Annotated in this window: 26 protein-coding genes and 1 tRNA gene; 21 read left to right on the plus strand and 6 right to left on the minus strand. The window is 63.1% G+C overall.

The window, feature by feature from the left end; translation table 11 throughout:
• Position 1 precedes the first annotated feature (1 nt).
• The 11 genes from ACGLHT_RS22130 (at position 2) to ACGLHT_RS22180 (ending at position 11133) form a co-directional block, all read left to right on the plus strand.
• The gene (locus ACGLHT_RS22130; protein ID WP_100413931.1) at positions 2–400 is read left to right on the plus strand and encodes a DUF6950 family protein; all 399 of its coding nucleotides are present in this window, start codon (positions 2–4) and stop codon (positions 398–400) included.
• The gene (locus ACGLHT_RS22135; RefSeq protein WP_274120866.1) at positions 400–6546 is read left to right on the plus strand and encodes a DUF1983 domain-containing protein; all 6147 of its coding nucleotides are present in this window, start codon (positions 400–402) and stop codon (positions 6544–6546) included. Before ACGLHT_RS22130 ends, ACGLHT_RS22135 begins: the two co-directional genes overlap by 1 nt.
• A complete protein-coding gene (locus ACGLHT_RS22140; protein ID WP_274120868.1) occupies positions 6546–7601 on the plus strand; it encodes a hypothetical protein in 1056 nt (351 codons plus the stop codon). The genes ACGLHT_RS22135 and ACGLHT_RS22140 overlap by 1 nt, the downstream gene beginning before the upstream one ends.
• A 9-nt stretch (positions 7602–7610) precedes the next feature.
• Entirely contained in the window at positions 7611–8105 is a 495-nt protein-coding gene (locus ACGLHT_RS22145; RefSeq protein ID WP_274120870.1) for a hypothetical protein, read from the plus strand.
• Positions 8105–8704, plus strand: coding sequence for a tail fiber assembly protein (locus ACGLHT_RS22150; RefSeq protein WP_274120872.1), 600 nt, complete (start codon positions 8105–8107; stop codon positions 8702–8704). Before ACGLHT_RS22145 ends, ACGLHT_RS22150 begins: the two co-directional genes overlap by 1 nt.
• A 57-nt stretch (positions 8705–8761) precedes the next feature.
• Positions 8762–8980 carry a hypothetical protein gene (locus tag ACGLHT_RS22155; RefSeq protein WP_217191366.1) on the plus strand — a complete coding sequence of 73 codons (219 nt, stop codon included), beginning with the start codon at positions 8762–8764 and terminating at the stop codon, positions 8978–8980.
• Positions 8977–9423, plus strand: coding sequence for a structural protein P5 (locus ACGLHT_RS22160; RefSeq protein WP_274120875.1), 447 nt, complete (start codon positions 8977–8979; stop codon positions 9421–9423). The genes ACGLHT_RS22155 and ACGLHT_RS22160 overlap by 4 nt, the downstream gene beginning before the upstream one ends.
• On the plus strand, positions 9420–9938 hold the full coding sequence (locus tag ACGLHT_RS22165) for a DUF2514 family protein (protein WP_274120877.1): 519 nt from the start codon (positions 9420–9422) through the stop codon (positions 9936–9938). Before ACGLHT_RS22160 ends, ACGLHT_RS22165 begins: the two co-directional genes overlap by 4 nt.
• A 134-nt stretch (positions 9939–10072) precedes the next feature.
• The gene (locus tag ACGLHT_RS22170) at positions 10073–10522 is read left to right on the plus strand and encodes a carboxymuconolactone decarboxylase family protein (RefSeq protein WP_217191372.1); all 450 of its coding nucleotides are present in this window, start codon (positions 10073–10075) and stop codon (positions 10520–10522) included.
• Positions 10523–10693: 171 nt separating this feature from the next.
• Entirely contained in the window at positions 10694–10930 is a 237-nt protein-coding gene (locus tag ACGLHT_RS22175; RefSeq protein ID WP_247846086.1) for a hypothetical protein, read from the plus strand.
• Positions 10927–11133, plus strand: coding sequence for a hypothetical protein (locus ACGLHT_RS22180; RefSeq protein ID WP_274120879.1), 207 nt, complete (start codon positions 10927–10929; stop codon positions 11131–11133). The genes ACGLHT_RS22175 and ACGLHT_RS22180 overlap by 4 nt, the downstream gene beginning before the upstream one ends.
• Here the strand turns inward: ACGLHT_RS22180 and ACGLHT_RS22185 are convergent.
• Entirely contained in the window at positions 11096–11791 is a 696-nt protein-coding gene (locus ACGLHT_RS22185) for an SOS response-associated peptidase (protein WP_274120880.1), read from the minus strand. The two genes, ACGLHT_RS22180 and ACGLHT_RS22185, sit on opposite strands and share 38 nt — an antisense overlap.
• 108 nt (positions 11792–11899) lie before the next feature.
• On the opposite strand from ACGLHT_RS22185, the gene ACGLHT_RS22190 reads away from it, so the two are divergent.
• Both ACGLHT_RS22190 and ACGLHT_RS22195 read left to right on the plus strand, forming a co-directional pair.
• Entirely contained in the window at positions 11900–12208 is a 309-nt protein-coding gene (locus ACGLHT_RS22190) for a hypothetical protein (protein WP_274120882.1), read from the plus strand.
• Positions 12198–12401 carry a hypothetical protein gene (locus ACGLHT_RS22195; protein ID WP_274120884.1) on the plus strand — a complete coding sequence of 68 codons (204 nt, stop codon included), beginning with the start codon at positions 12198–12200 and terminating at the stop codon, positions 12399–12401. Before ACGLHT_RS22190 ends, ACGLHT_RS22195 begins: the two co-directional genes overlap by 11 nt.
• A 12-nt stretch (positions 12402–12413) precedes the next feature.
• Here the strand turns inward: ACGLHT_RS22195 and ACGLHT_RS22200 are convergent, their stop codons facing one another.
• The gene (locus ACGLHT_RS22200) at positions 12414–13592 is read right to left on the minus strand and encodes a tyrosine-type recombinase/integrase (RefSeq protein ID WP_274120886.1); all 1179 of its coding nucleotides are present in this window, start codon (positions 13590–13592) and stop codon (positions 12414–12416) included.
• Between the two features lie 236 nt (positions 13593–13828).
• Positions 13829–14908 (minus strand): patatin-like phospholipase family protein, encoded by a 1080-nt coding sequence (locus tag ACGLHT_RS22205; protein WP_274120888.1) that lies wholly within the window; start codon positions 14906–14908, stop codon positions 13829–13831.
• Between the two features lie 294 nt (positions 14909–15202).
• Here ACGLHT_RS22205 and ACGLHT_RS22210 point away from each other — a divergent pair, with 294 nt between their 5' ends.
• From ACGLHT_RS22210 to ACGLHT_RS22230, 5 genes are all read left to right on the plus strand, one after another.
• Positions 15203–15511: a PepSY domain-containing protein gene (locus ACGLHT_RS22210; protein ID WP_274120889.1), complete on the plus strand. Its 309-nt coding sequence runs from the start codon at positions 15203–15205 to the stop codon at positions 15509–15511.
• The gene (locus ACGLHT_RS22215) at positions 15511–15825 is read left to right on the plus strand and encodes a PepSY domain-containing protein (RefSeq protein WP_025338450.1); all 315 of its coding nucleotides are present in this window, start codon (positions 15511–15513) and stop codon (positions 15823–15825) included. The genes ACGLHT_RS22210 and ACGLHT_RS22215 overlap by 1 nt, the downstream gene beginning before the upstream one ends.
• Entirely contained in the window at positions 15826–16494 is a 669-nt protein-coding gene (locus ACGLHT_RS22220) for a response regulator transcription factor (RefSeq protein ID WP_013971919.1), read from the plus strand. It abuts the gene before it with no gap.
• Positions 16491–17810, plus strand: a complete 1320-nt coding sequence (locus ACGLHT_RS22225; protein ID WP_274120890.1) for a sensor histidine kinase — start codon at positions 16491–16493, stop codon at positions 17808–17810. The genes ACGLHT_RS22220 and ACGLHT_RS22225 overlap by 4 nt, the downstream gene beginning before the upstream one ends.
• A 341-nt stretch (positions 17811–18151) precedes the next feature.
• Positions 18152–19306 carry an HPP family protein gene (locus ACGLHT_RS22230; RefSeq protein WP_274120891.1) on the plus strand — a complete coding sequence of 385 codons (1155 nt, stop codon included), beginning with the start codon at positions 18152–18154 and terminating at the stop codon, positions 19304–19306.
• Here ACGLHT_RS22230 and ACGLHT_RS22235 read toward each other — a convergent pair.
• Entirely contained in the window at positions 19280–20146 is an 867-nt protein-coding gene (locus ACGLHT_RS22235) for a LysR family transcriptional regulator (protein WP_025338453.1), read from the minus strand. The genes ACGLHT_RS22230 and ACGLHT_RS22235 overlap by 27 nt on opposite strands.
• 179 nt (positions 20147–20325) lie before the next feature.
• Between ACGLHT_RS22235 and ACGLHT_RS22240 the strand changes: the two genes are divergently transcribed.
• Positions 20326–22215, plus strand: a complete 1890-nt coding sequence (locus tag ACGLHT_RS22240) for a propionyl-CoA synthetase (protein ID WP_274120893.1) — start codon at positions 20326–20328, stop codon at positions 22213–22215.
• Between the two features lie 127 nt (positions 22216–22342).
• Here the strand turns inward: ACGLHT_RS22240 and zapE are convergent, their stop codons facing one another.
• The gene (zapE, locus tag ACGLHT_RS22245) at positions 22343–23413 is read right to left on the minus strand and encodes a cell division protein ZapE (RefSeq protein ID WP_084785133.1); all 1071 of its coding nucleotides are present in this window, start codon (positions 23411–23413) and stop codon (positions 22343–22345) included.
• A 159-nt stretch (positions 23414–23572) separates the two neighbouring features.
• On the opposite strand from zapE, the gene ACGLHT_RS22250 reads away from it, so the two are divergent.
• Positions 23573–23998, plus strand: coding sequence for a DUF1810 domain-containing protein (locus tag ACGLHT_RS22250; RefSeq protein WP_137163479.1), 426 nt, complete (start codon positions 23573–23575; stop codon positions 23996–23998).
• A gap of 1 nt (position 23999) precedes the next feature.
• Here the strand turns inward: ACGLHT_RS22250 and ACGLHT_RS22255 are convergent, their stop codons facing one another.
• Complete coding sequence (locus ACGLHT_RS22255) at positions 24000–24242, minus strand: DUF465 domain-containing protein (protein WP_025338457.1); 243 nt, start codon at positions 24240–24242, stop codon at positions 24000–24002.
• Positions 24243–24502: 260 nt separating this feature from the next.
• Between ACGLHT_RS22255 and ACGLHT_RS22260 the strand changes: the two genes are divergently transcribed.
• Positions 24503–24577, plus strand: a tRNA-Gln gene (locus tag ACGLHT_RS22260).
• Positions 24578–24667: the final 90 nt, after the last annotated feature.

Raw genomic sequence — 24667 nt, forward strand, 5'->3', positions numbered from 1 at the left:
CATGCGCTACCGAGACTGGACCACACGCCTCAGTGAAGTGATCAAGGCCGCCATAGAGCGGCCTTTTTCATGGGGCGAATTTGACTGCTGCCTGTTCGCGGCGGACTGCGCGGTAGCGGTGTGCGGTACCGACCCGGCTGAAGCGTACCGCGGCACCTACAAGACCGAGGCAGGGGCGAAGCGGGCGCTGAAGAAGCGGCACGGCAGCCTTGAGGCAGCCTGGGATGCCTGCTTTGCCAGGGTGGCGCCGGCATTCATCCAGCGCGGCGACATTGCCATGTACGAAGCGCCCGGCGGCCGGTCCATGGCCGTGTACTGGGCAAACGATTACTGGGCGACCACTGACGACGGGGTGGCCCGCGTGGTGTGCAACCCGCTTGCAGTCTGGAGAGTTGAATAATGTCCGGTGGCGTCAAGAAGATAGCTCAGGTAGCTGTTGGTGCGGTGATTGGCTTCGTCCAGGGCGGCCCCGTGGGGGCGGCTATCGGCGCCGGCATGGCCTTCTACATGGCCGAGCAGCAGGAGAAGCTGAACACCAAGTCGCCGATGCGCGACAACGAGCCGTCGGCCCAGACCGTCCGCTCCTCCAAGGCGCCAGCGCGTTTCATCCTTGGCCGCGTCAGTACCGGCGGCGTCTTGGTCTGGGCGCAGGAGCAGGCCGGCGACCAAACCGATGGCGAATGGCTGCACCTGGTCTACGTCCTTTGCGAGGGCCCGGTCGATGCTCTGGAGAACATCTACCTCGGCGAGGAGGAGATCGCCACCTACGGCGAGCACGCCACCTATGAGCTGGTTGTAAACCCGACCCAAGTGAACGCGTTCCTCAAGGCCAACTGCCCGGACTGGAAAGACGAGCAAATCGGCCGTGGGCTGTCGTTCGTGCGCCTGTCGCTGAAGTACAGCGCCGAGAAATTCCCTTCTGGCATCCCTGACGCACGCTTCATCGTCCGTGGCCGCAACGACATTTACGACCCGCGCAGCGGAACAGCCGTTTACACCGAGAACACAGCGCTTCACATCCTGTGGTACCTGCGCAATCGTTGCGGCGTGCCGGACGATGAGATCGTGTTCGAGACGTTCGCTAGCGGTGCCAATATCTGCGACGAATCTGTCGCCAATCCTGACAACACCACTAGCCCGCGCTACCGCAGCAGCTGTGTGATCGGCGCCGACGAGCAGCGTACCAACGTGCTGCAGAAGCTCGAGGCCGCCTGTGGTGGCCGGACTATTCGTGTCGGTGGTCGCTGGATGTTCCAGGCTGGGGCGTACTACGGCCCTTATGACTTCGAGATCACCGAGGACATGGTGGTCGGCACCATCACCGGCAGCACCGAGCCGACCAACGACGCCGCCATCAACACGGTGCGCGGCACGTTCATTGACACTTCGCAATCATGGACTGAGACCGACTACCCTGAGGTAAGCATTGCAGAGTGGGTTATCGAGGACGGCGGCGAGGCTGCAGAAACGCTGTCCTTTTCCTACGTCACTGATGCGTACCAGGCCCAGCGCTTAGCGAACATCGAGCTGCGCCGCCGGCGTGCGGGCGGCACCATCAGCGTGCCGATGAACTTCATGGGCTACAACTGCCGGCCGGGCCGCGCCGTGCGCGTGAACCTGCCATCGCTGAACATTCTGGGCGAGTTCATCGTCACCAACTGGAGTATGGGCTCGGACCAGGGGTGCACCGCCCAGCTGCAGCAGTACGATGCCGCGCAGTTTCACGACGCTGTTGGCCAGCCCTACAACCCAATCGGGTTTATCAAACTGCCGACTGGGGGGCTGGGTAGTCCCACCGGGCTCACTTGGTCGACCGATGACAACGCCGAGTCGGTACAGGGCACTCTGTCGTGGGCGGCGCCCTCTGGCGTGGTCACCAGTTACGCCGTCACTGTCCGCCAAGGCGCGACCGCAGTCCAGGCCCAGCAGGTACCGGCTACGGCGCTCAAGCTGCCACTGTCGGGCCTGCCGTCTGGTAGTTACACCATGAGTGTGGCCGCTCTCGGTCCGCTGACCCGCTCCGGCGAGGCGAGCATCACGGTGAGCATCGACGGCCCGCCTATTCCAGAGTCGTGCGTGGTGCAGGCGACCATCGACACCATCACTCTGATCCCGGGCAACACACTGCATGGACTGAATGGAGGAACCTACGAGTACTTCTTCTCGACGAATCCGCAGGCAACCGAGGGTGAGTACCTGGGCCAAGGCCTGTCCCTGACCCACACCGGTCTGGCGTTTGCCACCAACTATGCCTATTTCGTTCGCTCGAAGAATGCCTACGGGGTGAGCGCCTTCCTGAAAGTGGTGGCCTCTACATCGACTGATGTCGAGAACATGCTCGATGCGCTGAAGGACAAGATCGAGGGTGGCCAGTTGGCGCCCGCGCTGCGGGAAGAGATCGAACTGATCTCAGGCCCGCCGAGCACTCCTGGCTCGGTCAATGCGCGCATTCAGGACCTGGGCGAGCAGGTCACCGAGATCACCGACCAGCTGGGCACGCAAATCACCCAGGCTCAGCAGGACCTGCAGCAGCAAATTGACACGATCGCCGATCTGGCTGACTCGATGCCTTACAAGCCCAACCAGGCCTACACCGCTGGCCAGGGCGTGCTGGGCGAGGACGGCAAGCTATACCAGGCCAAGGTCGACGTGCCGGCCGGTAATCCGCCACCGAACGCCACCTTCTGGACCGATATCGGCCAGGCAGTGCAGACGGCCAATGGCCTGGCAGCCCGCTTGACCACTGTAGAGACGAAGGTCACCGAGCAGGACGGGAAGCTCACTGCTCAGTCCGAGCGCATCGACGGGGTGCAATCGAGCCTCACCACCACCAACCAGAACGTCACCGTTGCCCAACAGGCCGCCCAGGACGCAGCAACTTTGGCCGGTGGCAAAGGCAAGGTGATCGTGCAGTCGGCCGCCCCGGCTGCTGCTGACCGCCTGGCGCAAAACCTGTGGATTGACACCACGGGCAACGCCAATACGCCGAAGCGCTGGAACGGCAGCGCCTGGTCGGCCGTGACGGACAAAGTGGCGACGGATGCTGCCGCCGCAGCGGCCAATGCGCTGTCGGTAGCGCAGACCAAGGCAGACGCGACGGTCGTTGACAGCCTGTCCTCGAAGGTGACGCAGCAAGGAGACACCATCGCGTCGCAGGGCCAGGCGCTCGTTGGCATGCAGAATAGCCTGACCACCACGAACCAGAATGTCACCGCCGCCCAGCAGGCGGCTCAGGCTGCCTCCGACGCTGCCGGTGCCAAGGGTAAGGTGCTGTATCAGTCGACCGCGCCGGCAGTGGCGGACCGCCTGGCTCAGAATCTGTGGATCGACACGACCGGAAACGCCAATACGCCCAAGCGCTGGAACGGCACGGCTTGGGTCACCGTGACGGACAAAGTCGCGACAGACGCTGCGGCTGCGGCAGCAAGCGCGCTGGCTCAGGTAGCTACCAAGGCCGAAGCCTCGGCGCTGCAGTCACTGGACACGGTGGTCAAAAGCCAAGGCACAGCCCTGACCAGTCAGGGTGCCTCGTTGACACGGCTGAACAACCAGATCGGCAACATTGGCGGAGATAACCTCCTGGCCAACTCGTCGTTCGAGGAGCTTGCAACCGCGACCCGGGCCAAGTACTGGAACGTCGGTGCCACCGTTGCCGGTACGGTTACGTCGCTGGTGGATTCGCCTCTGGCGCAGAGCACCAAGGCCCAGCGTGTGGAGCATCCCGCTCTGCCTGCTGGCGGCTACGTTGACCTGGCCTATGGCGGGGACAATATGGCGAGGCCTAAGGCCAGGCCGGGGGCGCAGTACGCGCTGAGCGTCTTTGCCCGGGGCACCCCTGGAGTGGAGTTCCGACAGTACTTGCAGTTCAGGGACGCTGCCGGTGCCATACTGAGCGCACCCGTCGCGATTCACAGCCTGACTGCTGACTATAGCCGCTACGTGATCCTCGCAACTGCACCGGCTGACACCGTGTCGGTCACTGTTTGGGCGGGCCGAATGCTGAATGGTGGGTCTGCCACTATTCAAGCCTGGTCCGAGATGGACAACGTTCAGTTCCAAGAAGGTGCAGTAGCTACGGCCTATGCCCCCTCGACAGAACAATCTGCAGCAGTTCAGGCCGCAGCAACACAAGCGCTACAAAACAGGGTCGAACAGACCGAGACGGGCCTGTCGTCTCAGGGCGCAGCGATCATCAGCCTCAACAACAAGGTTGATGCCAAGGCCGATGCCGCAGCGCTGCAGGCGCTCAGCACAAGCGTCGCGAGCCAGGGCACTACCCTGACGAGCCAAGGCGCGAACATCACCGAGCTGAACAACCAGATCAGCAACATCGGCGGAGATAACCTCCTGGCCAACTCGTCGTTCGAGGAGCTTGCAACCGCGACCCGGGCCAAGTACTGGAACGTCGGTGCCACCGTTGCCGGCTTCAGCACTTCGCTGGTGGCCTCGTCTCTCTCGCAAAGCGCCAAGGCGCAGCGGGTTGACCACCCGGCCTTGCCTGTAAACGACTACATCGACATTACCTACGGTGGTGACGGTGTCGCTCGACCAAAGGTTCGGCCGGGCAGTCAGTACGCACTGAGCGTCTGGGCGCGTGGCACCGCCGGGATTCAGTTCCGGCAGTACGTCCAGTTCGTGAATGCCGCCGGCGTGGTGATTTCCACTGTGTCTGCGTTTCATGTTGCCACTGCCGAGTACGGTCGCTATGTGGCCCTGATGACCGCCCCGGTAGGGGCTGTTTCCGCCTCAGTGTGGGCGGGGCGCTTTTTGAATGGCGGCCCGGCAACGGCATCGATCTGGGGCGAATTGGACAACGTTCAGTTTCAAGAGGGGGCTGTGGCCACGGCCTATGCCCCGTCTACTGAACAGTCTGCTGCAGGCCAGGCGGCAGCTTTGCAGGCCATCACCACTCGCGTGGAACAGAACGAGGCCGGGCTTTCGTCCCAAGGGTCCTCGATCATCAACCTCGAAAACAGCCTGACGACCACCAATCAGAACGTTAGCGCCGCGCAGCAGGCCGCGCAGGCGGCAGCGACGGCTGCCGGCGCAAAGGGGGAGGTGATCTACGGCACGGCCGCACCGGCTGCTGACAAGCGTTTGGCGCAAAACCTGTGGATTGACACCACGGGCAACGCCAACACGCCGAAAAGGTGGAACGGCTCGGCCTGGGTGGCGGTGACCGACAAGGTTGCCACGGACGCCGCTGCAGCGGCTGCCAGCGCGCTGACGCAGGTGGCCACCAAGGCAGAGGCTTCGGCAGTGCAGGCGTTGTCGACGACTGTCGACCAGCACGGCACCACCTTGACCAGTCAGGGCCAATCCATCACCGAGCTGCGCAACACCATTGGTGGTCTCGGTGCGGGCGGCCTTGATTCCGCACCAGGCGCAACTTGGCAGTTCGATTCCAGTGTGGAGGGCTGGACCGCGACGAACGCCACGCTCACCGCCGGTACCGGCAGCATGACGATTACGGCAACGGCAAACGACCCGAACCTGGTCAGCCCGATTGTCAGCATCAATGGCGCGCTCTACAGCCGGATCAAGGTGAAGATCACCCGGCGGGCCGGGGCGTCTACTGACTGGGACAGTTCGCTGTTCTATCAGACGGCTGGCCATGGCTTCTCTGGCAGCTACATCGCCAGAGCGGCGAACCCGAACATTGCGATCGGGGAGAGTGCGATCGTCGAGTGGGACATGGCCAACCTGTTTGCCGGCGGCAATGACTGGATCACCAGCACCATTACTCGCCTGCGGATTGATATCGGCGCGCTGTCTGGCGGTGCGTTCGAGATCGACTGGATCGCGGTCGGCCGATTGGGCCCTGGTGCTTCGGCTGCTGCACTGCAGCAGGTCAGCACGAATGTGACCCAGCAAGGCGAACAGCTGACGGCCCAAGCCAGCCGCCTGGACGGGCTGTATGTCCAGGTGAATCCGGAAATGGAAGGGGACAGCTCCGGTCTGGCTGGCGCCACGGGTAGCCTGGTGGGTGTCTGGACTGAGCAGTCGGCCCGGGTCGAGGACGGCATTGCGATGGGGCGCCAGGTCGAAACGGTCCAAGCGCAGATGGGCCAGACCAATGCCTCTGTACAGCAGGTCAGCGAGGTTATGGCTGACATCAATGGCAGGGTGTCGGCTCAAACCACGCTGAAGGTCGAGACAAACCAGGGCGGCCGCAAGGTCGTCTCGGGTATCGCGATCGGCAGCAATGGAGAGGAGGGCGAGATCCTGCTGATGGCCCAGCGGCTGGCGGTCATCGACAGCCTGAACGGGCAGACGATCCTGCCGTTCGTGGTCGAAGGCGGGCAGATCTTCATCAACCAGGCGGTGATCAATACCGCGTTCATCCAGCAAATTGTGGCCGGTATGACCATTCGATCTGCTGCGCTGAGCGCCCAGGGCCTACCGCTACTGGAGATCAACTTTGCAGCGGGTACGTTCACGCTGAGGGGGCAGGATGCCAACGGTTCGACTCTGCTCAACAACGGAGGCCTGTACGTTTACGACGCCAACGGCATCGAGCGGACAGCAGTGGGGAGGCTTACCTGATGGCTGACCTGTATGGACTCCGGACGCGCGATGCGTCCGGGGTTATCACCTTGGACACCACCATTACCTCGGTGCGGTCGCTGAAAATGATGCAGGTTGCTGGCAACGGAGCGTTCGACCAGTACATCTCCATTCCCGAGATCCAGGCGCAGTCGTTCGTGGTCGTGGATGCACTGTATGACGGAGGAGAAAACACAAGCAGCCCACAAGCATGGTACTCGACGGGGCAGCTGCAACTGCGGCAACCCTACACCCAGACCTGGCAGGTGATGATTCTGTCGCTGGGTGGCGAGCCGTTCGCTGCACCTGGTTCTTATGGCATCCGCGCTTCGAACAACAACATTCGAACGCAGATCGACTCGATCAATCAGGTGCTAACGGTTCGCTACAACGGTAGGTTCAATATTGGCTTTCAAGGACCTGGCAGCAGAAATCAGATCCAATGGGCCGATGTGAACTTTGCCGCCCCGATCACCACGTATGAAAGGCCACTGGTCTTTCTGAATGCCGATGACTACATGATGGTCGGTAACTTTTCGGTGAAAGGTAGCCCGGGGAACTGGACCGGCTTCAGGCTGAAAGCCTGGAACAACCAAAGCGGACATGGGGAGGCTGCCCTGTATCCGATGATGATCAACTGGTTCTGCGCGAGCTACAGGGTGCCGGATGCAGCTCCGGGGCAATACGGGGCCTCGGTTCGGGACGCCGTGGGCAACCGGACCTTTGTCACCACCGCCAACCTGGCGCTGCTGAATGGCCAACCTGCGTCCAACTCCTTTGTTGTGGCGGGCGACCCTTTGACAGGAGGCGCGTGGTATGCGCCCAGCAATCAGATGCCTTGGACCGGCAGTTACCAAGACTATGTTCTAGCCAATGCATTGTTTTCTGTAACCAACATTGGACAAACAACCCAACCATTTCGCGCCAATTTTGGCGGTTTTTTGCCTGGAAACCGATCTGTGTTGCAGATGTATTGCGACAACGGATCGGGGATCAATCCGCTCACAGCCAACGGGCGAACGCTGTTCGCCTCCAGGCCAATGAAGCCGCTTTAAGGAATCACTATGGCCAAACAAACCATCAACCTCGGCACTGCTCCCAGCGGCGCCGGTGGAGACGATCGCCGAAGCGCGTGGCTGAAGGCCATCGCGAACTTCGACGAGCTTTACAGTTTCATCGCTACCGGTTTCAACCGGGCAAATATCCTGGGCGCTGTCGGCCAGGCATCGGGGGTTCCGACTGGCGCGATTATCCAGCGTGGCAGCAACGCTAACGGCGAATACGTTCGATACGCCGACGGCACGCAAATCTGCTGGACCACAACACCAAGCTTGGTCCCTCCAGCGGGTTTGGGTTCATGTCTCTGGACGTTTCCGATCGCGTTTTCAGCGCGGCCTGGATTCGCGGCGCTGACACCAGACATCGGCTCCGGATCTGATCCGCGTCAGTATGCGGCAGTCACACAATATGCGGCCGCCACCAGCGCATCGGTTCGATTTCAGACATACATGGCAAGCGCCGTAGGCTGTGGCGCCTTTGCCATTGGGAGGTGGTTCTAATGCTGATCAAGTTCAATCCGGTGTTCTCCGATCAACTGCTCACGGTCTACAAGCAGGGTGACAGTCTCACCATCGATGGTCTGACGCTGGACTTCTCGGCCTTGGCCGAAGGCGCAACGCTGCCAGCTGAGGCGCTGGGGTGCCCTTGGATCACAGCACCTGTTGAGCGGGTCAATGGACGCCTGGTGCTGACCTTGACGCTGCCGCACGGTCATGACGCGCCGTATGAGGTCCGATTCCCTCAAGATGTCTTTTTTGAAGAGAACGGCAAAGTACCACTGCCAACTCCCGATCCGGAGACCTATGCCCCGGCGCAGGGCTTCGCCGCTATCGACTGGACGCTGGTGGAGACAGCCGAGGACAAGGCAGCGGCTGCCGCCACCCAACTACTCGAATCGGTTACCCAAGAAATTGCTCAACGCCGAATGGCTGCCGACACCGCTATTGCGCCACTGCAGGATGCAGTAGACCTGGAGGAGGCCACTGCAGAGGAGGTCGACAGGCTCAAGAACTGGAAACGGTACCGAATTGCCTTAAGTCGTGTGCCCGAGCAGTCCGGCTACCCTGCCGCGATTGACTGGCCCGCAACACCCAACTGACTTGCCAACCAACTACCCGACCGCCGCCCGGCGGTTTTTTTTGCCTGGAGAAAACCTATGCCTTTCATCGTCATCGACCGTACCAACGCCCTGGGCCCGCTGCGCACCGTGGAGTACGCCACAGAAGCTGAGGCTGATGCAGCTGCACGTGAGCTGCTGAACGCTCAGCCTGGTAACGAAGTCCTCACCGCCCAGCTGATCAAGCGCTACTCCGCTCAGGTCAGCGTGACCGTTCAGGAGGCTGAAGCGCTGCCTGTCGAGGAGCCTGCCCAATGAGCGCTCCCCGCGGTGTACGCAACAACAACCCCGGCAATATCGACTTCAACCCGCGAAATGCCTGGCAGGGCCAGCTGGGGCTGGAGGTGGATGTGGCCAAGCCGCGTTTCGCCCGATTCGACCAGGCCGAGAACGGCATCCGTGCCTTGGGCAAGCTGCTGCTGAACTACCGGGGCAAGGATGGTATGCCCGGGGTTGGCCGCCCAGGCATCGACACCCCGCTGGAGTTCATTAGCCGCTGGGCGCCGTCCAGCGAGAACAATACCCAGGCCTACGCCCAGGCCATCGCCAAGCGCCTGGGTGTTGGCGTGCGTGACTCCATCGACATCTCCAGGCCGCAGGTGCTGCGCGAGGCCGTGGTCGGCATCATCGTCCACGAGAACGGCGGCAACCCGTACAAGGCAGAGGTGATCGACGAAGGCATTCGGCGGGCGCTGGCATGACCAGGCTGGGTGCGGTACCAGCCTGGTGCTGGTGGCTGATCGCTCTAGTGCTGGTCGCTGGCGGGCAGCAGTACCGGGTTGTGCTTGCCGATGGAGAAGCCACAGAGGCACGCAAGGAACTGTCCGACTACCGCCTGGAGGTTTCCGAGCGGGACCGGCGCGCAGCCGCTCAGGCAAGAACCGAAGAACAGCGCCGCCAAACCGTGGCGGACGAGGAGGGTGAGAGTGCACGCAAGAAACTGGAACTGGCCCAAGGCCGCGCCGCTGCTGCTGAGCATGCTGCTGGTGGGCTGCGCGGGGAAATCGCCAGACTGCGGGCCGGCCACCGAGCCACCTGCGACACCATCGCTGCCCAGCAGCGCAAGGCAGGAACCTCTGCCGTCGTGGTGCTCGGGGGATTGCTTGAAGAGTCTGACCGAATGGCGGGAGAGCTCGCGACAGCGCTTGAGCGAAGCCGAATAGCCGGCCTGGCATGCGAGGCGGTGATCGACGGTTTTGGAAAGTTCTCTCCATAGCAAGGAAGCAGGGAGGCAGAAAAGCGCCCTAGCCACCTATTGGAACCCAGAAATTACAGCGGATTGGACCCATGAGCCGAGCCGCGTACGCAATAAAATGCGTCTGTGTTTACGAAAGCGCTTATGGAGTATGTATGACTCGTATGAATTGGTTTGAAAAGTCTCCCGGTGCAGCAAAAGCGCTGACCGGGTTACACCACTATGTAACCACCGGAACGAATCTACCTCCGGAGTTGATACATCTGGTCTTCCTTCGGGTATCACAGATCAATGGTTGCGCGTTCTGCATCGATCTTCACTCTCGCGACTTGATCAAAGGCCGCATGTCAGTTGACAAGGTGCTGCTAGTCGCGGTTTGGCATGAGGCGGAACACTTATTCTCTGATCTAGAGCGCGCTGCATTGAAGTGGGCAGAAGAGGTGACCAATGTGGGAGAAACCCATGTTTCGGACGAGGCCTACGCTGCCGCCTCCGCGGTCTTCAACGAGCGAGACTTGGTAGATTTGACTGCCACGATTGCTGCAATGAACGCTTTCAACAGGATGGGGGTTACGTTCAGACTCAAGCCTGCCGCGAAGGGGTAGCTGTCAACCGCCTAACCCTGCGAAGGAAGTCGCTAAGGTGGAGCTCGGTTTTCCGCCTTATCGGGGTGTGAAGTCAGGGTCAATTGTAGCCGCATCGCCTCGATCCACTGAATAGCGGGCACTGGGGCGAAGCGGCCTATAATGCACTGACTTCCACCAAAGGATTAATCCGTGAAAAGAATGCTGGAGGGGATGGCGCTCGCTGGTGAGCCCTTGCTACTGAAAGCTCTGGAAGCGGTCCGGGCCCATCGTGATGCGGAAACAGGTGGCGCGCCGCCTGAAGAGGTCGAACGTCTACGCCTATTGGCGCATTCGCTATACCAAGCGGTTCTCGATTACCAGTTAATCCAAGCAGGTCGGGCACCGGCTACCATTCAGTTATGGCCTTCTCAGGATGGAGCCCGATGAAGTGTAAGCCGCCGATTCTTTACCCTGACCATCCCATGTACACCGATGCCGTGGACGCCATGACGCGTTATCACGAAGCCCAGGCTTCGGGTGAGCCGGCGGAAGAGGTGGAGCGTCTGCGGCTGATTGCCGCTTCGCAATTCCAGGCGGTCACCGACTACCAGCTCAAAGCGTTAGGCGGCCCTGCTGGCCCGGTTCACTAATCGGCTCGATTAGATCGGCGCCTTGGTTGCGCACATTGCCAACGGCCGTGCTGACTCGGTACCACTCGAAGGCCTCGGCCGGCTCGCCCAGGTTGAGCACCAGTTGCTCTGCATGCTCGCTCGGCATTCCTGCCGCGATCCATTCGTATGCCAGCTCAGGTGACAACACCACAGGCCGGCGGTCGTGAACATCGACCATGCCACCCTGGGCGTCGGCGGTGATGATAACGAACCCGTCATGCTCGCCGTCGGTGAATTGGCCGATCGACGCGCACAGGGCAGGGCGCCCATCCCGGCGCCGGATGTAGTACGGCTGCTTCTTCGGCCCACCCTCATCTACCCATTCGTACCAGCCGTCGATAGGCGTGATGGCCCGGTTTGGCCAGATCGAGCGGAAGAACGGACCGTGTGCCACCTTCTCCACGCGGGCGTTGATCGGCGCAGCCCGGTCGGTCGCCCAGTGCGGCCGCCATCCCCATCTCACCAGGTCCGCGCGAGGGCCTTCCTCATCTACCCGCAGCACTGCCACCGGCGTGGTCGGTGCAACGTTGTACCGGCCAAGAGGCTGGTCACCAACGTTGTTCCGCCAGGCCTCTGGCAGGCTCAGGGTTTCAACGAAGTCGCGAATCCCACGGTACTGGCTCAACCTTCCACACATGCGCGGCCCTCCTGCCTGAGCAAACAAGCATAGTCCGCCGAGCGGTACTGGCGCGCTTGCGTTTCCTGATGCTGAAATGCTGTATCTATATACAGTATTCGGTGCAGCATGTACTTCCTCCTCGTTCGCCGCCGTGTGAATGGCGTGGCCATCCCTTCCGATCAGCTCAGGAAGATCCAACCCCTGCGGGCCGACATCCACATCGGTGACCACCACAGTGAGCCGCTGGGCCGGGTTTCGACCCAGGCGTGGCTGTTCAACCCGTCGCCCGGGCCTGACATCATCCCCCGGCTGCACGACGCCAAGCTCAATGGCATGGCCCAGCTCGGGATCAACATCAACGGAGTTGAGGAAATCGACGGCGCCCTTTACGCCCAGTCGTGGTGGTGCCGGGCGGTGGGCGACTATGGCAACTGAGCTTCCGCAGGCCTGGTTGGCCGAGCTGAACGACCAAGTTGCCTTGGTTGCTGACCCTGATGGTCGTGCGGCAGTGCTCGATGAGATGGCCTATGCCGCACGCCGGCGGCGAGAGGTCAATGACGGCGACCTGGTCGACATGCTGGAGATCGTCGAGTCGGCCAGGCTGTGGGCGCTCCAAGGGACCGAGTGATTAGCCCGCCAATCAATCCTTTAGTGGCAGCACCATGTCGGCCCAGGCCTGCATCATGTCGCGGCGCTGCTCTATATATGTGGCGTGGTTGTACACATCACGGATGGCGCTGCTGTCAGCATGGGCCAGCTGCCGCTCAATCCAGTCCTTGTTGTAGCCGCGGCTGTTCATCTCCGTAGAAAACAAGTGTCGGAACCCGTGTGGCGACTGCCGGCCGGTATAGCCGCAACGATCCAGCAGGTTTACCGCGTAGTTGATGCCGATCGGTCGTACCGCATCGGACCGGTTCGGGAACACATACTTCATACCGCCTGAGATCGGCAGCATGGAGCGCAGTATCTCCACAGCCTGGCGAGACAGCGGTACCACATGGTCGCGGCGCATCTTCATTTTGGCAGCTGGTATCGCCCAGGTCGCTGTGTCGAGGTCGATCTCCGCCCATTCGGCCTTGCGCACCTCAGCCGGCCGGCAGGCGGTGAGGATCAGCAGTTTGGTGGCGCACTGCAGTTGCAGGCCTGACTGGCTTTCCTCGATGGCCTTGATGATGGCCGGCATCTCCGAAAAGGCGAGGAACGGCCGATTTTTGTGCGGCGCCATTTTCTCAGTGACAGTGTGCATTTCCGCCGTGGGGTTGTTCTCGATCATGCCGGTGGCGATCGCATACCGAAAGACCTGACCCATCCATTGCCTGGTCTTGACGGCAGTTGTCACCGACCCGCGACGCTCAATGCGGCGAATCAGCGTGATCACATCGGACCGCTTGATCGAATCGATCTGGCGCAGGCCGAACGCCGGCAGTACATCCAGCTCCATCGCGTTAGAAATCACCTTGACCGTCGACTCGGTCAGGCTTCCCTTCCTGAATTCCAGCCACTCGTCGTAGACGCGGCGGAATGTCCTCTCCTGGGCGCCAAGGCGCTCTGTCTTCTTCATTCTCCTTGATTCGCGTGGGTCTACTCCCTGCGCAACCTCTTCGCGCGCCTCGTCCCTTCGCGCACGTGCCTCCTTCAAGCCGATCTCGGGGTAAGTTCCGAGCGAAATCCTGGCCTGTTTGCCGAGCCAGGTGAACCTGAAATGCCAACTCTTTACGCCGGTGTCGGCGACGTACAGCGTGAGCCCGAGCGAGTCCGCAAGGGTGTAGCCCTTTTCCCGGGGTTTGGCCTGCCTGGCCGCGGTGTCCGTGAGCGCCACTAGTACATTGCCTCTCGCTGTGTGTTGGATGTACTGGATGATGTACTACGTTTTTGGGATTGGGAAGGTACAGCGTGGTACGAGGCGATACGCCAATGACGCCGAATTCAGGGCGTCATGGCTGTCTGTGGTATCGCTCGGTTTTCGGCGGGAATCCACAGTGGAATTCTTGAAGATTTCCACGCTGTCATAACTCTATGTGAATCAAGAATGCGCGCAGTCTACCAGCATGGCCGCTACAAGGCTTGCAGGCGTTCATGCAACCGCCCGGTGGCAATCAGCTCCAGCAGCTCGTCGCCCAGCCGCTGGCTCTCGGCAATGGCCTTGTACCAGTAGCGCTTGCGGCCAGGCGCATCGCCCATGAAACGCTTGAAGTCGTTGCGGTCGGGCAGCTTGCCGTAGGGCAGAGCCGCCAGGTACTGCGGCGAGGGTGTCATCAGCAGCACGTTCTGCAGGCGGGTGGCATCGCCCTTGCGCCAGGGCAGGGCCTTGTCGAACCAGCCGGGTACGACCTTGTCGGTGAAGTGCGGGTACAGCACCAGGTCGTCGCCGCGGTAGGGCAGGTCGAGGTGGTAGTCGAGCAGGCCGCCGTCGCGGTAGGTGCCTGCACCTGCGCCTGGGATGTCTTTCACACCTTCCATGACCATGGGGATGGACCCTGAGGCGAGCAAGGCATGGCGCAGGTTGGCCAGGTCCAGCGGCAGGCAGCGCGAGGGGAAGTCGGTCAGTGCGTCGAGCGGCGGCGTGGCGCGGCCGTCGTGCAGGATGATGCGCTCGAAGTGCCGGGCCAGGCGCGAACGGCCGAGCAGGTTGCTGGCGATCACCGAACCCAGGCCGAGGCCCAGGCGGCCGCGATGGTCGTGGGCGAGCTGGCCATTGCTCTTCACTACCAGGATGTTCAGGCGATAGTGCGGGTTGGCCAGCAGTTGGCCGTCGCGGCCTTGCAGCAGGTTGTCGAGCATGTGTTGGCAGCTGCGGCTGATTTCGGCCGGGGTGACGCCCTTGGCGAAATCCTGCTCGGTGTACAGTTCGCCCAGGCGACGGATGCCTGCGACCGGGTCGTCGAGGCAGGCACTGGCGAAGCGCCAGGCGCCGATCGAGGCGCCGATCAGCGCACGTTGGCGTGGTGCCGACGGCAGCCACTCACCGAACAGCGCCAGGTCCAGACCCTGGATGCCCAGCGGCTTCGGCCCGCCAGCCGCACCCGGCAGCACACCGACATCGGCCGCCTGCAGGCCGCGCTCGCGGACCTGCCGCAGGGCACGTTGGCCGGCCTTGAAGGTGAGGGCGGGGTATTTGATGTGAATGGCGCTCATGGCGGATCTCTTGGGCTGCAGGCGAGTCATTGTAAAGGGTTCAAGGCATGCACAGGGCCTGTAGGAGCAGCCTTGTGCTGCGAAGAGGCCATTGTTGGCGAAGAAAATCTGTTGCCCTAGTGGCCCATTCGCAGCACAAGGCTGCTCCTACAGGTATTTGCCCCATGCCGCGGCCTGTGATGAACCGGTGAGAGCTGCGCTATCATGGCGCCAGTTGTTTTCAGGTTGAATTAAGGACCGGTGGTTAATCTTAACCCCGTAGACAACTTGCACAGTTCTCAGGAGAGAAGAACGATGAAACACCTGACTGCCCTGTTCACCGTAGCCGCCCTTGCCCTGGGCGCCCATTCCGCCATCGCCAAGGATGTGCAGCCCGACGAAGTGGTCAAGCTGGTCAATGCCAAGACCGTCAAGTCGCTGGACGAACTCAAGGCCGCCGCCGTGGCCAAGCACCCAGGTGCCACCGTCACCGACTCCGAGCTTGAAGACGAGTACGGCCGCTACATTTACAAGGTCGAGTTGCGCGACACGCAGAACGTCGAATGGGACGTGGCGCTGGACGCCAAGACCGGTGAAGTGCTGAAGGACGAGCGGGACAACTGATGACCCACCTACTGCGGCCGGCGCGCTACCTCGCGCTGGCCCTGCTGGCCGTGTGTTCCCTGGCCGTTGCCCGCGACCTGGACCAGGACGAAGCCCTGGAGCTGCGCCAGAAGGGCATCATCCTGCCGCTCGAGCATCTGCTGGAAACCGCCCTGGGGCGTCACCCCGGGGCGCGCCTGCTGGAGGCCGAGCTGGAAGAAGACGACAATCGCTACGAATACGAAGTCGAGTTGCTGACGGCTGAAGGCGTGGTGCGCGAGATCAAGCTCGACGCCAGCAGCGGTGCCCTGCTCAAAGACGAGGAAGACGACTGAATGCGCCTGTTGCTTGTCGAGGACAATGTACCGCTGGCCGATGAACTGACGGCCGGCCTGCAGCGCCAGGGCTACGCCGTGGACTGGCTGGCCGATGGCCGCGACGCGGTGTACCAGGGCCAGAGCGAACCCTACGATTTGATCATCCTGGACCTTGGCCTGCCGGGCCTGCCGGGCCTGGAAGTGCTGGCCCAGTGGCGTGCCGCCGGCCTGGCCACGCCGGTGTTGATCCTTACTGCCCGAGGCTCGTGGGCCGAGCGTATCGAAGGGCTGAAGGCCGGGGCCGATGACTACCTGAGCAAACCCTTCCACCCCGAAGAACTGCAGCTACGCATCCAGGCGCTGTTGCGCCGTGCCCGTGGCCTGGCCAACCAGCCGACGCTGGAAGCGGCCGGCCTGCACCTGGACGAAAGCCGGCAGTGCGTGAACCGTGACGGCGTGGATATCCAGCTGACCGCCGCCGAGTTCCGCCTGCTGCGCTACTTCATGCTGCATCCGCAGCAGATCCTGTCCAAGAGCCACCTGGCCGAGCACCTCTACGACGGTGAAACCGAGCGCGACTCCAACGTGCTGGAAGTGCACGTCAACCACTTGCGACGCAAGCTGGGCCGCAGCGTCATCGAGACCCGCCGCGGGCAGGGCTACATCTACGCCGGGAGCGCCGCGTGAAGTCGATCCAGGCGCGCCTGAGCCTGGGCTTGGTGGCGGTGCTGGTGGTGGTCGGCCTGGTGCTGGCGCAGCTGACCCTGTGGCTGTTCGAAGTCGGCCTGCAGCGCTACCTGGAGAACGGCCTGCGCAAGGAAAGCGAAAACCTGCTGGTGGCCCTGGTGCGCGGGCCTTCGGGCCTGCAGCTGGATGAGCGGCGTATCTCGGCTGCCTACCAGCGGCCGTTTTCCGGCTATTACTTCCGCATCGATTTCGATAAAGGCACCTGGCGCTCCCGTTCGCTGTGGGATCTGGACATGCCCAAGCCCGCCGCGCCGGGCCTTTCCGACAGCCACGAACTCGGCCCGGAAGGCCAGCAACTGCTTGCCCTGCGTGCCGACTACCGGCGCCTGGGCCAGGACATCTCGATCAGCGTGGCACAGGATTATTCACCGGTACGCGAAGGTTTCCGGCGCCTGCAGCAGATCGGCCTGGGCATGGGCCTGGTGGCGCTGATCCTGGTGCTGGTGTTGCAGCGCATCACCGTGACCCGCTCGCTGCGGCCACTGGAGCGGGCCCGCCAGCAGATCGCCCAGTTGCAGCAAGGCCAGCGCTCGCAGCTGGATGCCGAGGTGCCCAGCGAACTGGCGCCGCTGGTGGGGCAGATCAACCACCTGCTGAGCCATACCGAAGACAGCCTGCGCCGCTCGCGCAATGCCCTGGGCAACCTGGGCCATGCACTGAAGACGCCACTGGCGGTGCTGCTGAGCCTGGCCTCCAGCGAGCGCCTGAAGGACCTGCCGGATGTTCGCGCGCAGATGCGTGAGCAGCTGGAGCAGATTCAGCAGCGCCTGGCGCGTGAGCTGAACCGTGCGCGCCTGGCCGGGGATGCGCTGCCTGGCGCGCAGTTCGACTGCGACGTCGAGCTGCCGGGGTTGCTGGGGACGCTGGGCATGATCCATGGCGAGGGCCTGCAGCTGGCCAGGGATGTGCCGCCCGGGCTGCTGCTGCCTTGGGACCGCGAGGACTTCCTGGAGCTGCTCGGCAACCTGCTGGACAACGCCTGCAAGTGGGCCGACAGCGAGGTGCGGCTGGGTATCGCACCGAGTGCCGAGGGCTATCAGGTGTGGGTCGATGATGATGGCCCCGGTATTCCCGAGGGCCAGCGGCAGCAGGTACTGGAGCGCGGTTCGCGGCTGGACGAGCAGGTAGACGGGCACGGGCTGGGGTTGGGCATCGTGCGCGATATCGTCGAGGCCTGGGGCGGGCGCCTGGCGCTGCTGGATAGCCCGTTGGGCGGGCTGCGGGTGAGCATCGACTTGCCGCGCAAGGCTCGGTAATGCCGGGGCCCTGTGGGAGCGGGTTTACCCGCGAACACCGGCGAAGCCGGTGCCATGCACCGTGTCGCATTCTTCGCGGGTGAACCCGCTCCCACAAGTTGCGCGGCGCGCTTGAGGAATTTGCTGGCCATATCACCACTGCAAAAAAATTGCAGTACAGCCGCATTTTTTTGAATTAGCCCAATCTCACCCCACCCGGCAAAATTCCCCCACGAAACCCTGCGGTTTCCATCTCTCCACGGACGGAGCCCCTTGTGCTATTGCAACCGCAATACGAGGCCCAGGCCACCTCGGCTGGGCTTTCTTTTTAACCAGAAAAACTACAGATTCCGATTACCTACATGTCTGCCTCGCGTTTCGAAAGTCGTCTGCAGCGGCTGTTGCCAGCGCCCCTGAATATTCCCCCCCAAGAATGGTTGCGTGCCGGTATCGGCGCGTTGCTCGGCCTGTTGCTCGCCGGCTGGCTGACCAGCATGGCCTATGGCCCCAGCATTGCCTTACACCTGCTCGGCCCGCTGGCGGCTTCGGCCGTGCTGGTGTTCGCCGTGCACTCGGGCCCGTTGGCCCAGCCCTGGCCGGTGTTGGGCAGCTACGCCCTGGCCGGCGCGGTCGGCCTGGCCATGCGCCAGGGCTTCGGCCCGGAGCTGTGGGTGGCCGCTGCCGCCCTGGGTATCTCGATCCTGGTGATGTGCCTGCTGCGCTGCCTGCACCCGCCAGGTGGTGGGGTGGCGGTGAGCGCGGTGCTGGCCGACCCGGGGCTGACCGCCATGGGCGACCACCTGCTGGAGCCGGTGCTGCTCAACGCGTTGATCCTGGTAGCGGTGGCGATCCTCTACAACCGCCTTACCGGCGTGCGCTACCCGAAAGGCGCGGTGCCGCGCAAGGACCTGCACCACACCCATGACCCGCTGCCCAGCGAGCGGGTCGGCATCCGTGGAGAGGATCTGGACCAGGCCCTGGAAGAACTGGGCGAGTTCGTCGACGTCACCCGTGACGAACTGGAACGCATCATCCTGGCCACCGAGCAACACGCCCTGCAGCGCAGCCTTGGCGGTATCACCGCGGCCTCGGTGATGTCCCGCGACGTGCAGTTCGCCACGCCCGACACCACTCTGGAGCAGGCCTGGAAAATGCTGGCCAGCCACCACCTGAAAACCCTGCCGGTGCTGCAGCAGGGCAAGCTGGTGGGAATCGTCAGCCTCAGCGACCTGGTCGGCCCGGCCATGCAGCGTGGCCGCTTCAGTTGGCGCGGGTTGTTCGGCCGCAAGGCGGTGCGCATGGAGCAGGTGATGAGCCGCCGGGTAATCAGCGTCAGCAGCCAGCACCCGCTGGAGCGCTTGCTGCCATTGCTGTGCGAACAGGGCCTGCATTGCCTGCCGGTGCTCGATGCCGACCAGTTGGTGGGGGTGATCACCCAGACCGACCTGATCGCCGGCCTCAAGCGCCAGCTGCTCAGCAAGGCCGAGGCTTCAGATAACCGGGTCCCAGCGTTGTGACCAGTCGCTGGCGCCGGCGGCTACCAGCCGGCGCAGGATGGCGAAGGCCTGTTGCAGGGCTTCGCTGTCGCGCTTGCGCGGGTACACCAGGAAGGTCGGGTAGGTGAATTCCGGCGCCTGCGGTACCCGCTCGAACACCCCGCTGTCCAGGTAGGCCTGCACCACCCGCGTGCGGAAGTAGCCACTGCCGCCCTGGTCGAGTATGAACTGCAAGGCCAGCGGGCCCAGGTTGAAGCTCAGCGCCGGGCGCGCGCAGTCGGGCAGGGCGGCATCGTGCTGGCGACGGAAGGCTTCGCCCCAGTCGATATAGATGTACGGGTCCGGTTGGGCGACCCGGCGCACACGGATCAGCTTTTCCTCCATCAGCTGCTCCACCTGCAGGCCCGGGCCGTAGGTCGGCTGGTAGACCAGCGCGGCATCCAGCAGGCCCATCTCGACCTTGCGCAGCAGCGATTCGCCGTCGCTCACCTCGCTGCGGATGGCATGGCTGGGCAGCTCGCGGTGCAGGGCACTGACCCAGTCGAGCAGCATCGGGTTGCCCAGGCTCACCTCTCCGCCCACGTGCAGCACTTGCTGGCAGCCTTCGGGCAGCGGCAGGTCGCGGCGCGCCGCTTCCCAGGTTTGCACCATCTGGTTGGCATAACTGACGAATGCCTCGCCGTCGCTGGTCAGGCTGGCGCCGTTGCGGCTGCGCACGAACAGCTGGCAGCCCAGTTGCTGCTCCAGGCGCTGCACCCGCGCGGTGATCGCCGTCTGTGACACGAACAGGCGTTCGGCGGCGGCGACCAGGCTGCCGCAACGCACGATTTCCAGAAAGGTACGGGCCTGATCGATGTCCATGAGCTGCTCGGTGGCTGAAGGGTGGCCTATTCTAGAGGCTTTGCACCGTTATGGGGCGTTTTTGCGTTGTCTGCAAATTTGCAGGTCGGTTGTGACTTTAGTCCCATGGCGGCGCGGGTGTAGCGGTCCATACTCAAGTTTCGCCCTTCAATAACAACAAGTACCGGGTTTCTTTCGATATGAGCTACCAGCACAGCTACGCCCATTCCATTTCCGACCCTGCCGCTTTCTGGGCGGAACAGGCCGCGCACCTGGCCTGGCACCGCAAGCCTGCCCTCACGCTGCAAGACAATGCCGACGGTACCCACCGCTGGTTTGCCGATGGCCGCCTGAACAGCTGCTACCTGGCCCTCGATCACCAGATCGAGCAGGGCCGTGGCGAGCAGCTGGCGCTGATCTACGACTCGCCGGTGACCGGCGTGCAGCAGGCCTACACCTACCACCAATTGTGCGACGAGGTGGCGAGCCTGGCCGGGTTGTTGCGCCAGCTGGGGGTGAACAAGGGCGATGGCGTGATCATCTACATGCCCATGGTGCCGCAGGCGGCCATGGCCATGCTGGCCTGCGCGCGGATTGGCGCAGTGCACTCGGTGGTGTTCGGTGGCTTTGCCGCCAACGAGCTGGCCTTGCGCATCGACGATGCCCAGCCGGCGCTGCTGCTGACGGCCTCCTGCGGGCTGGAGTTCGACCGGGTAATCGAATACAAGCCGCTGGTCGATCGCGCCCTGCAACTGGCCCGTCACCAGCCGCGCAACGTGCTGGTGCTGCAGCGCCCGCAGGCGCGTGCCCAGCTGCAGCCGGGCCGCGACCTGGACTGGCAGGCGGCATTGGCCAAAGCCGAGCCGGTGGCACCGGTGGAGCTGGATGCCGGCGACCCGCTTTACATCATGTATACCTCTGGCACCACCGGCAAACCCAAGGGCATCGTGCGGGAAAACGGCGGCAATGCCGTGGCGCTGTGCTACGCCATGCGCCATATCTACGGCATGCAGGCCGGCGATGTGTGGTGGGGCATATCCGACGTGGGCTGGGTGGTCGGCCATTCGCTGATCGTCTATGGGCCGCTGATGAGCGGCTGCACCACGGTGTTCTACGAAGGCAAGCCAATCCGTACCCCGGACGCCTCGGCCTACTGGCGGGTGGTGGAGCAATACAAGGTCAATGCATTGTTCTGCGCGCCCACGGCCATGCGCGCCATCCGCAAGGAAGACCCCGAGGGGGAGCTGATCAGCAGGCACGACCTGAGCTCGCTGCGCCAGTTGTTCCTGGCTGGCGAGAAACTGGATTCCAGCACCCACGAATGGCTGGAGCGGGTCAGTGGCAAGCCGGTGCACGACCATTGGTGGCAGACCGAGACCGGCTGGCCGGTCACCGCGCCCTGCGTAGGGCTGGAAGGCAGCGCGGCGAAGCCGGGGTCGAGCAACCGGGCGGTGCCGGGCTATCACGTGCGCGTGCTGGATGACGAGGGCCACCTGCTGGGGCCCAACCACCAGGGCTCGATCGTCATCGCCCTGCCATTGCCGCCCGGGTGCAGCCAGACGCTGTGGGGCGACCATGAGCGTTACCTGCAGGCCTACCTGCGGACCTACCCGGGGTATTACCACACCGGCGATGGTGGCTACCTGGACGATGACGGCTTCGTCTACATCATGGGGCGCACCGATGACGTGATCAACGTGTCCGGGCACCGGCTGTCCACCGGCGAGATGGAAGACCTGGTGGCACGCCACCCGGCAGTGGCCGAGTGTGCGGTGATTGGCGTGCATGACGAGATCAAGGGGCAGGTGCCGTTGGCCCTGGTGGTGCTCAAGGACGGCGAGGGCATTGCCGAGGCGCAGTTGCTGGTGGACCTGGTGGGCAGCGTGCGCGAGGAGATTGGCGCGTTGGCGTGTTTCAACCGGGTGCGGTTGGTGAAGCGGCTGCCCAAGACCCGCTCCGGGAAGATTCTGCGGGCGGTGCTGCGCAAGATTGCCGACGGGCAGGACTATGTGCCGCCTTCGACCCTGGATGACCCGGCGGTGCTGGGGGAGATCGAGGCGGTGCTGGCGGATTTGCCCAGGGCGGGTTGATGTTTGGACTTTGCTGGCCTCTTCGCGGGCATGCCCGCTCCCACAGGTATTGCACAGTTCTCAAGGCCTGTGACATCCCTGTGGGAGCGGGCGTGCCCGCGAAGAGGCCGGCCCAGGCAATGCAGTTCTAGGGCCCTACCTGATGCAGCTGCCCCAACCGGCTGCGCGTACGCATCAGGTCGGCAAGCGGCCCGCCCAGGCTTTCTTCCAGCGGCCGTTTGCCGATCACCAGCACCTGCCGGTCCTGGTCATACAGCACATCCACCAGGTTGACGAAGCGCTGCTGCGCTGCCAGTGAACATTCAGACAGATCATCCAGCCCATCGATGATCCACTCATCGTACTGCCCGGCCAGCACCAGGTAGTCGATCACTGCCGTGGCCTTTTCGCACAGGTCGTCAAAGCCAAGCACCACCCGCCGGCCATCGACGGCCAGCGCGCGCAGGGGGCGCTTGTTCACTTCCAGCATCACCGGCTGCGGCTCGGGCACCTTCAGCGCCTGGCGCTGCGCTGCATTGCCCGGCCAGACATAGTGGCCCCGGGTAAAGCGCTGATGTTCGCGGTTGGCCGGCAGGCTGCGGAAATCGGTATCGCCCCCCACTTCCAGCACTTCCATCGCGCTGTTGATCAGGCGGATCACCGGCAGGAAACGTTCGTGGTACAGCGGGTTGGGCAGCAGCCCTTCGGGTGCATAGTTGGACGTCACCAGCAGGAACACGCCGCGGCTGAACAACGCATTGAACAGCCGGGTGAGCAGCATGGCATCGCCAATGTCGTGCACATGGAATTCGTCGAAGCACAGCACCTGGCAATCGCCTACCAGCTCGTCGAGGGTCGCGCCCAATGCATCGTCCAGCGCCCGGTGGCGGTGCATGCCCTGGTGCAGGCGGGCGAAGAAGTCATGGAAGTGCAGGCGCAGCTTGGCCTGCACCGGCACCGCCTGGAAAAAACCATCGAGCAGCCAGCTCTTGCCCCGGCCTACCGAACCGTACAGGTACAGGCTGCGCGGCTGGCCTTGTTCGAGCTGCGCCAGTTGTTCGGCCATGCAGTGGATCACCCGGCGTTGGCCGTCGCTGAGCTGGTAACCGCGGCTGTGCGCCTTGTCCTCGAACCAGCCGAGCAGTTCGCTCTGGTTGGCGGCGGCGCCGCGCAGGCGTTGGCCAAGCTGGCGTAGCGGGGTAGGGATCCAGGCAGGCAAAAGCAAAGCTCCTTGGGCGATGGCGGGGCAGCGTGCAGCTTGCCCGAGGGCGGCCATTTTGACCAATACAGAAAGTGCGCGGCAATCATCGCCTGATGAGATAGGTTTGCCATGGCAGGCGTACAGTAGAGGCTGGAGCCGATGCGAGGAGGGGCGAGCATGCACGCCGACCATGATCTGCAGCGTTTCGTCGAGGCGCAGAACCCTGTGTATGACCAGGTGATGCAGGAGCTGCAGGCCGGGCGCAAGCGCAGCCACTGGATGTGGTACGTGTTCCCGCAGCTCGATGGCCTGGGCCACAGCGCCATGGCCGAACGCTATGCGCTGGCCGGTATCGACGAGGCCCGTGCCTACCTGGCTCATCCGCTGCTTGGCCCACGCCTGGAGGCCTGCGTGACTGCACTGTTGCAGCACAGCGACAAGAGCGCCCGTGAAATGCTCGGCAGCCCCGACCACCTCAAGCTGCGCTCGTGCCTGACCCTGTTCACCCGGGCGGCGCCCGACAACCCGCTGTTCCAGCTGGCGCTGGTGCAATTTTACGGCGGTGATCAGGACGCCCTGACCCTGGCCATGTTGCAGGGTTAGCTCAGGCCTTGTGCTCCAGTTGGCGCTCGATCATGTACTTCACTGCCAGCCGACGTTCTTTCAGGCGGCGCAGGTCTTCATCCTCGAAGTTGCCCGCCGAGATCGACTCGGCGGCCAGCACCTGGTTGTCGATGTCCATGTACTCGTCCAGCAGCCGGTCCAGTGCCTTGTCCTGCTGACGGCGTTGCTGGACGATTTCGCGCGGGTAGTGCAAGTCCTGGTAAAGGTCGTGGGAGACAGGCATGGGGTCCTCCTTGGTCAATGCAGATGGCTCATCTGATTGGAAGGGAGGAAAGCGATTGTGTTGAAGCCAAGCGGGCGGAAAACGACGGATGGTCGCCGCGCCAACCCCGAAAATGACTAACTCGCTGTTTTTTGGTAATTTTTTTTCATCAGGGGGTTCACAGACCGAAAGTTTGTTGTTAAAGTGCCGCGCATTCCAAGACAACAACCCAGTTGTCACTCAGTTGGAATTGTCAGAGCAGCAAACGCTGCATCCGATACAGGGGCGTCGCCAAGCGGTAAGGCAGCAGGTTTTGATCCTGCCATGCGTTGGTTCGAATCCAGCCGCCCCTGCCATTTTCTTGCTTCAAACGTATCTCGGTCCGGTGCTTGGAAAGACAAGCGCTGGGCTTTGTCGTTTCCGCAGGTTTTGTCGCGGGTTGTTCG

It is taken from the genome of Pseudomonas sp. PsB (genome assembly GCF_043658375.1).
In the GTDB taxonomy this organism is placed as follows: Bacteria; Pseudomonadota; Gammaproteobacteria; order Pseudomonadales; family Pseudomonadaceae; genus Aquipseudomonas; species Aquipseudomonas putida_Z.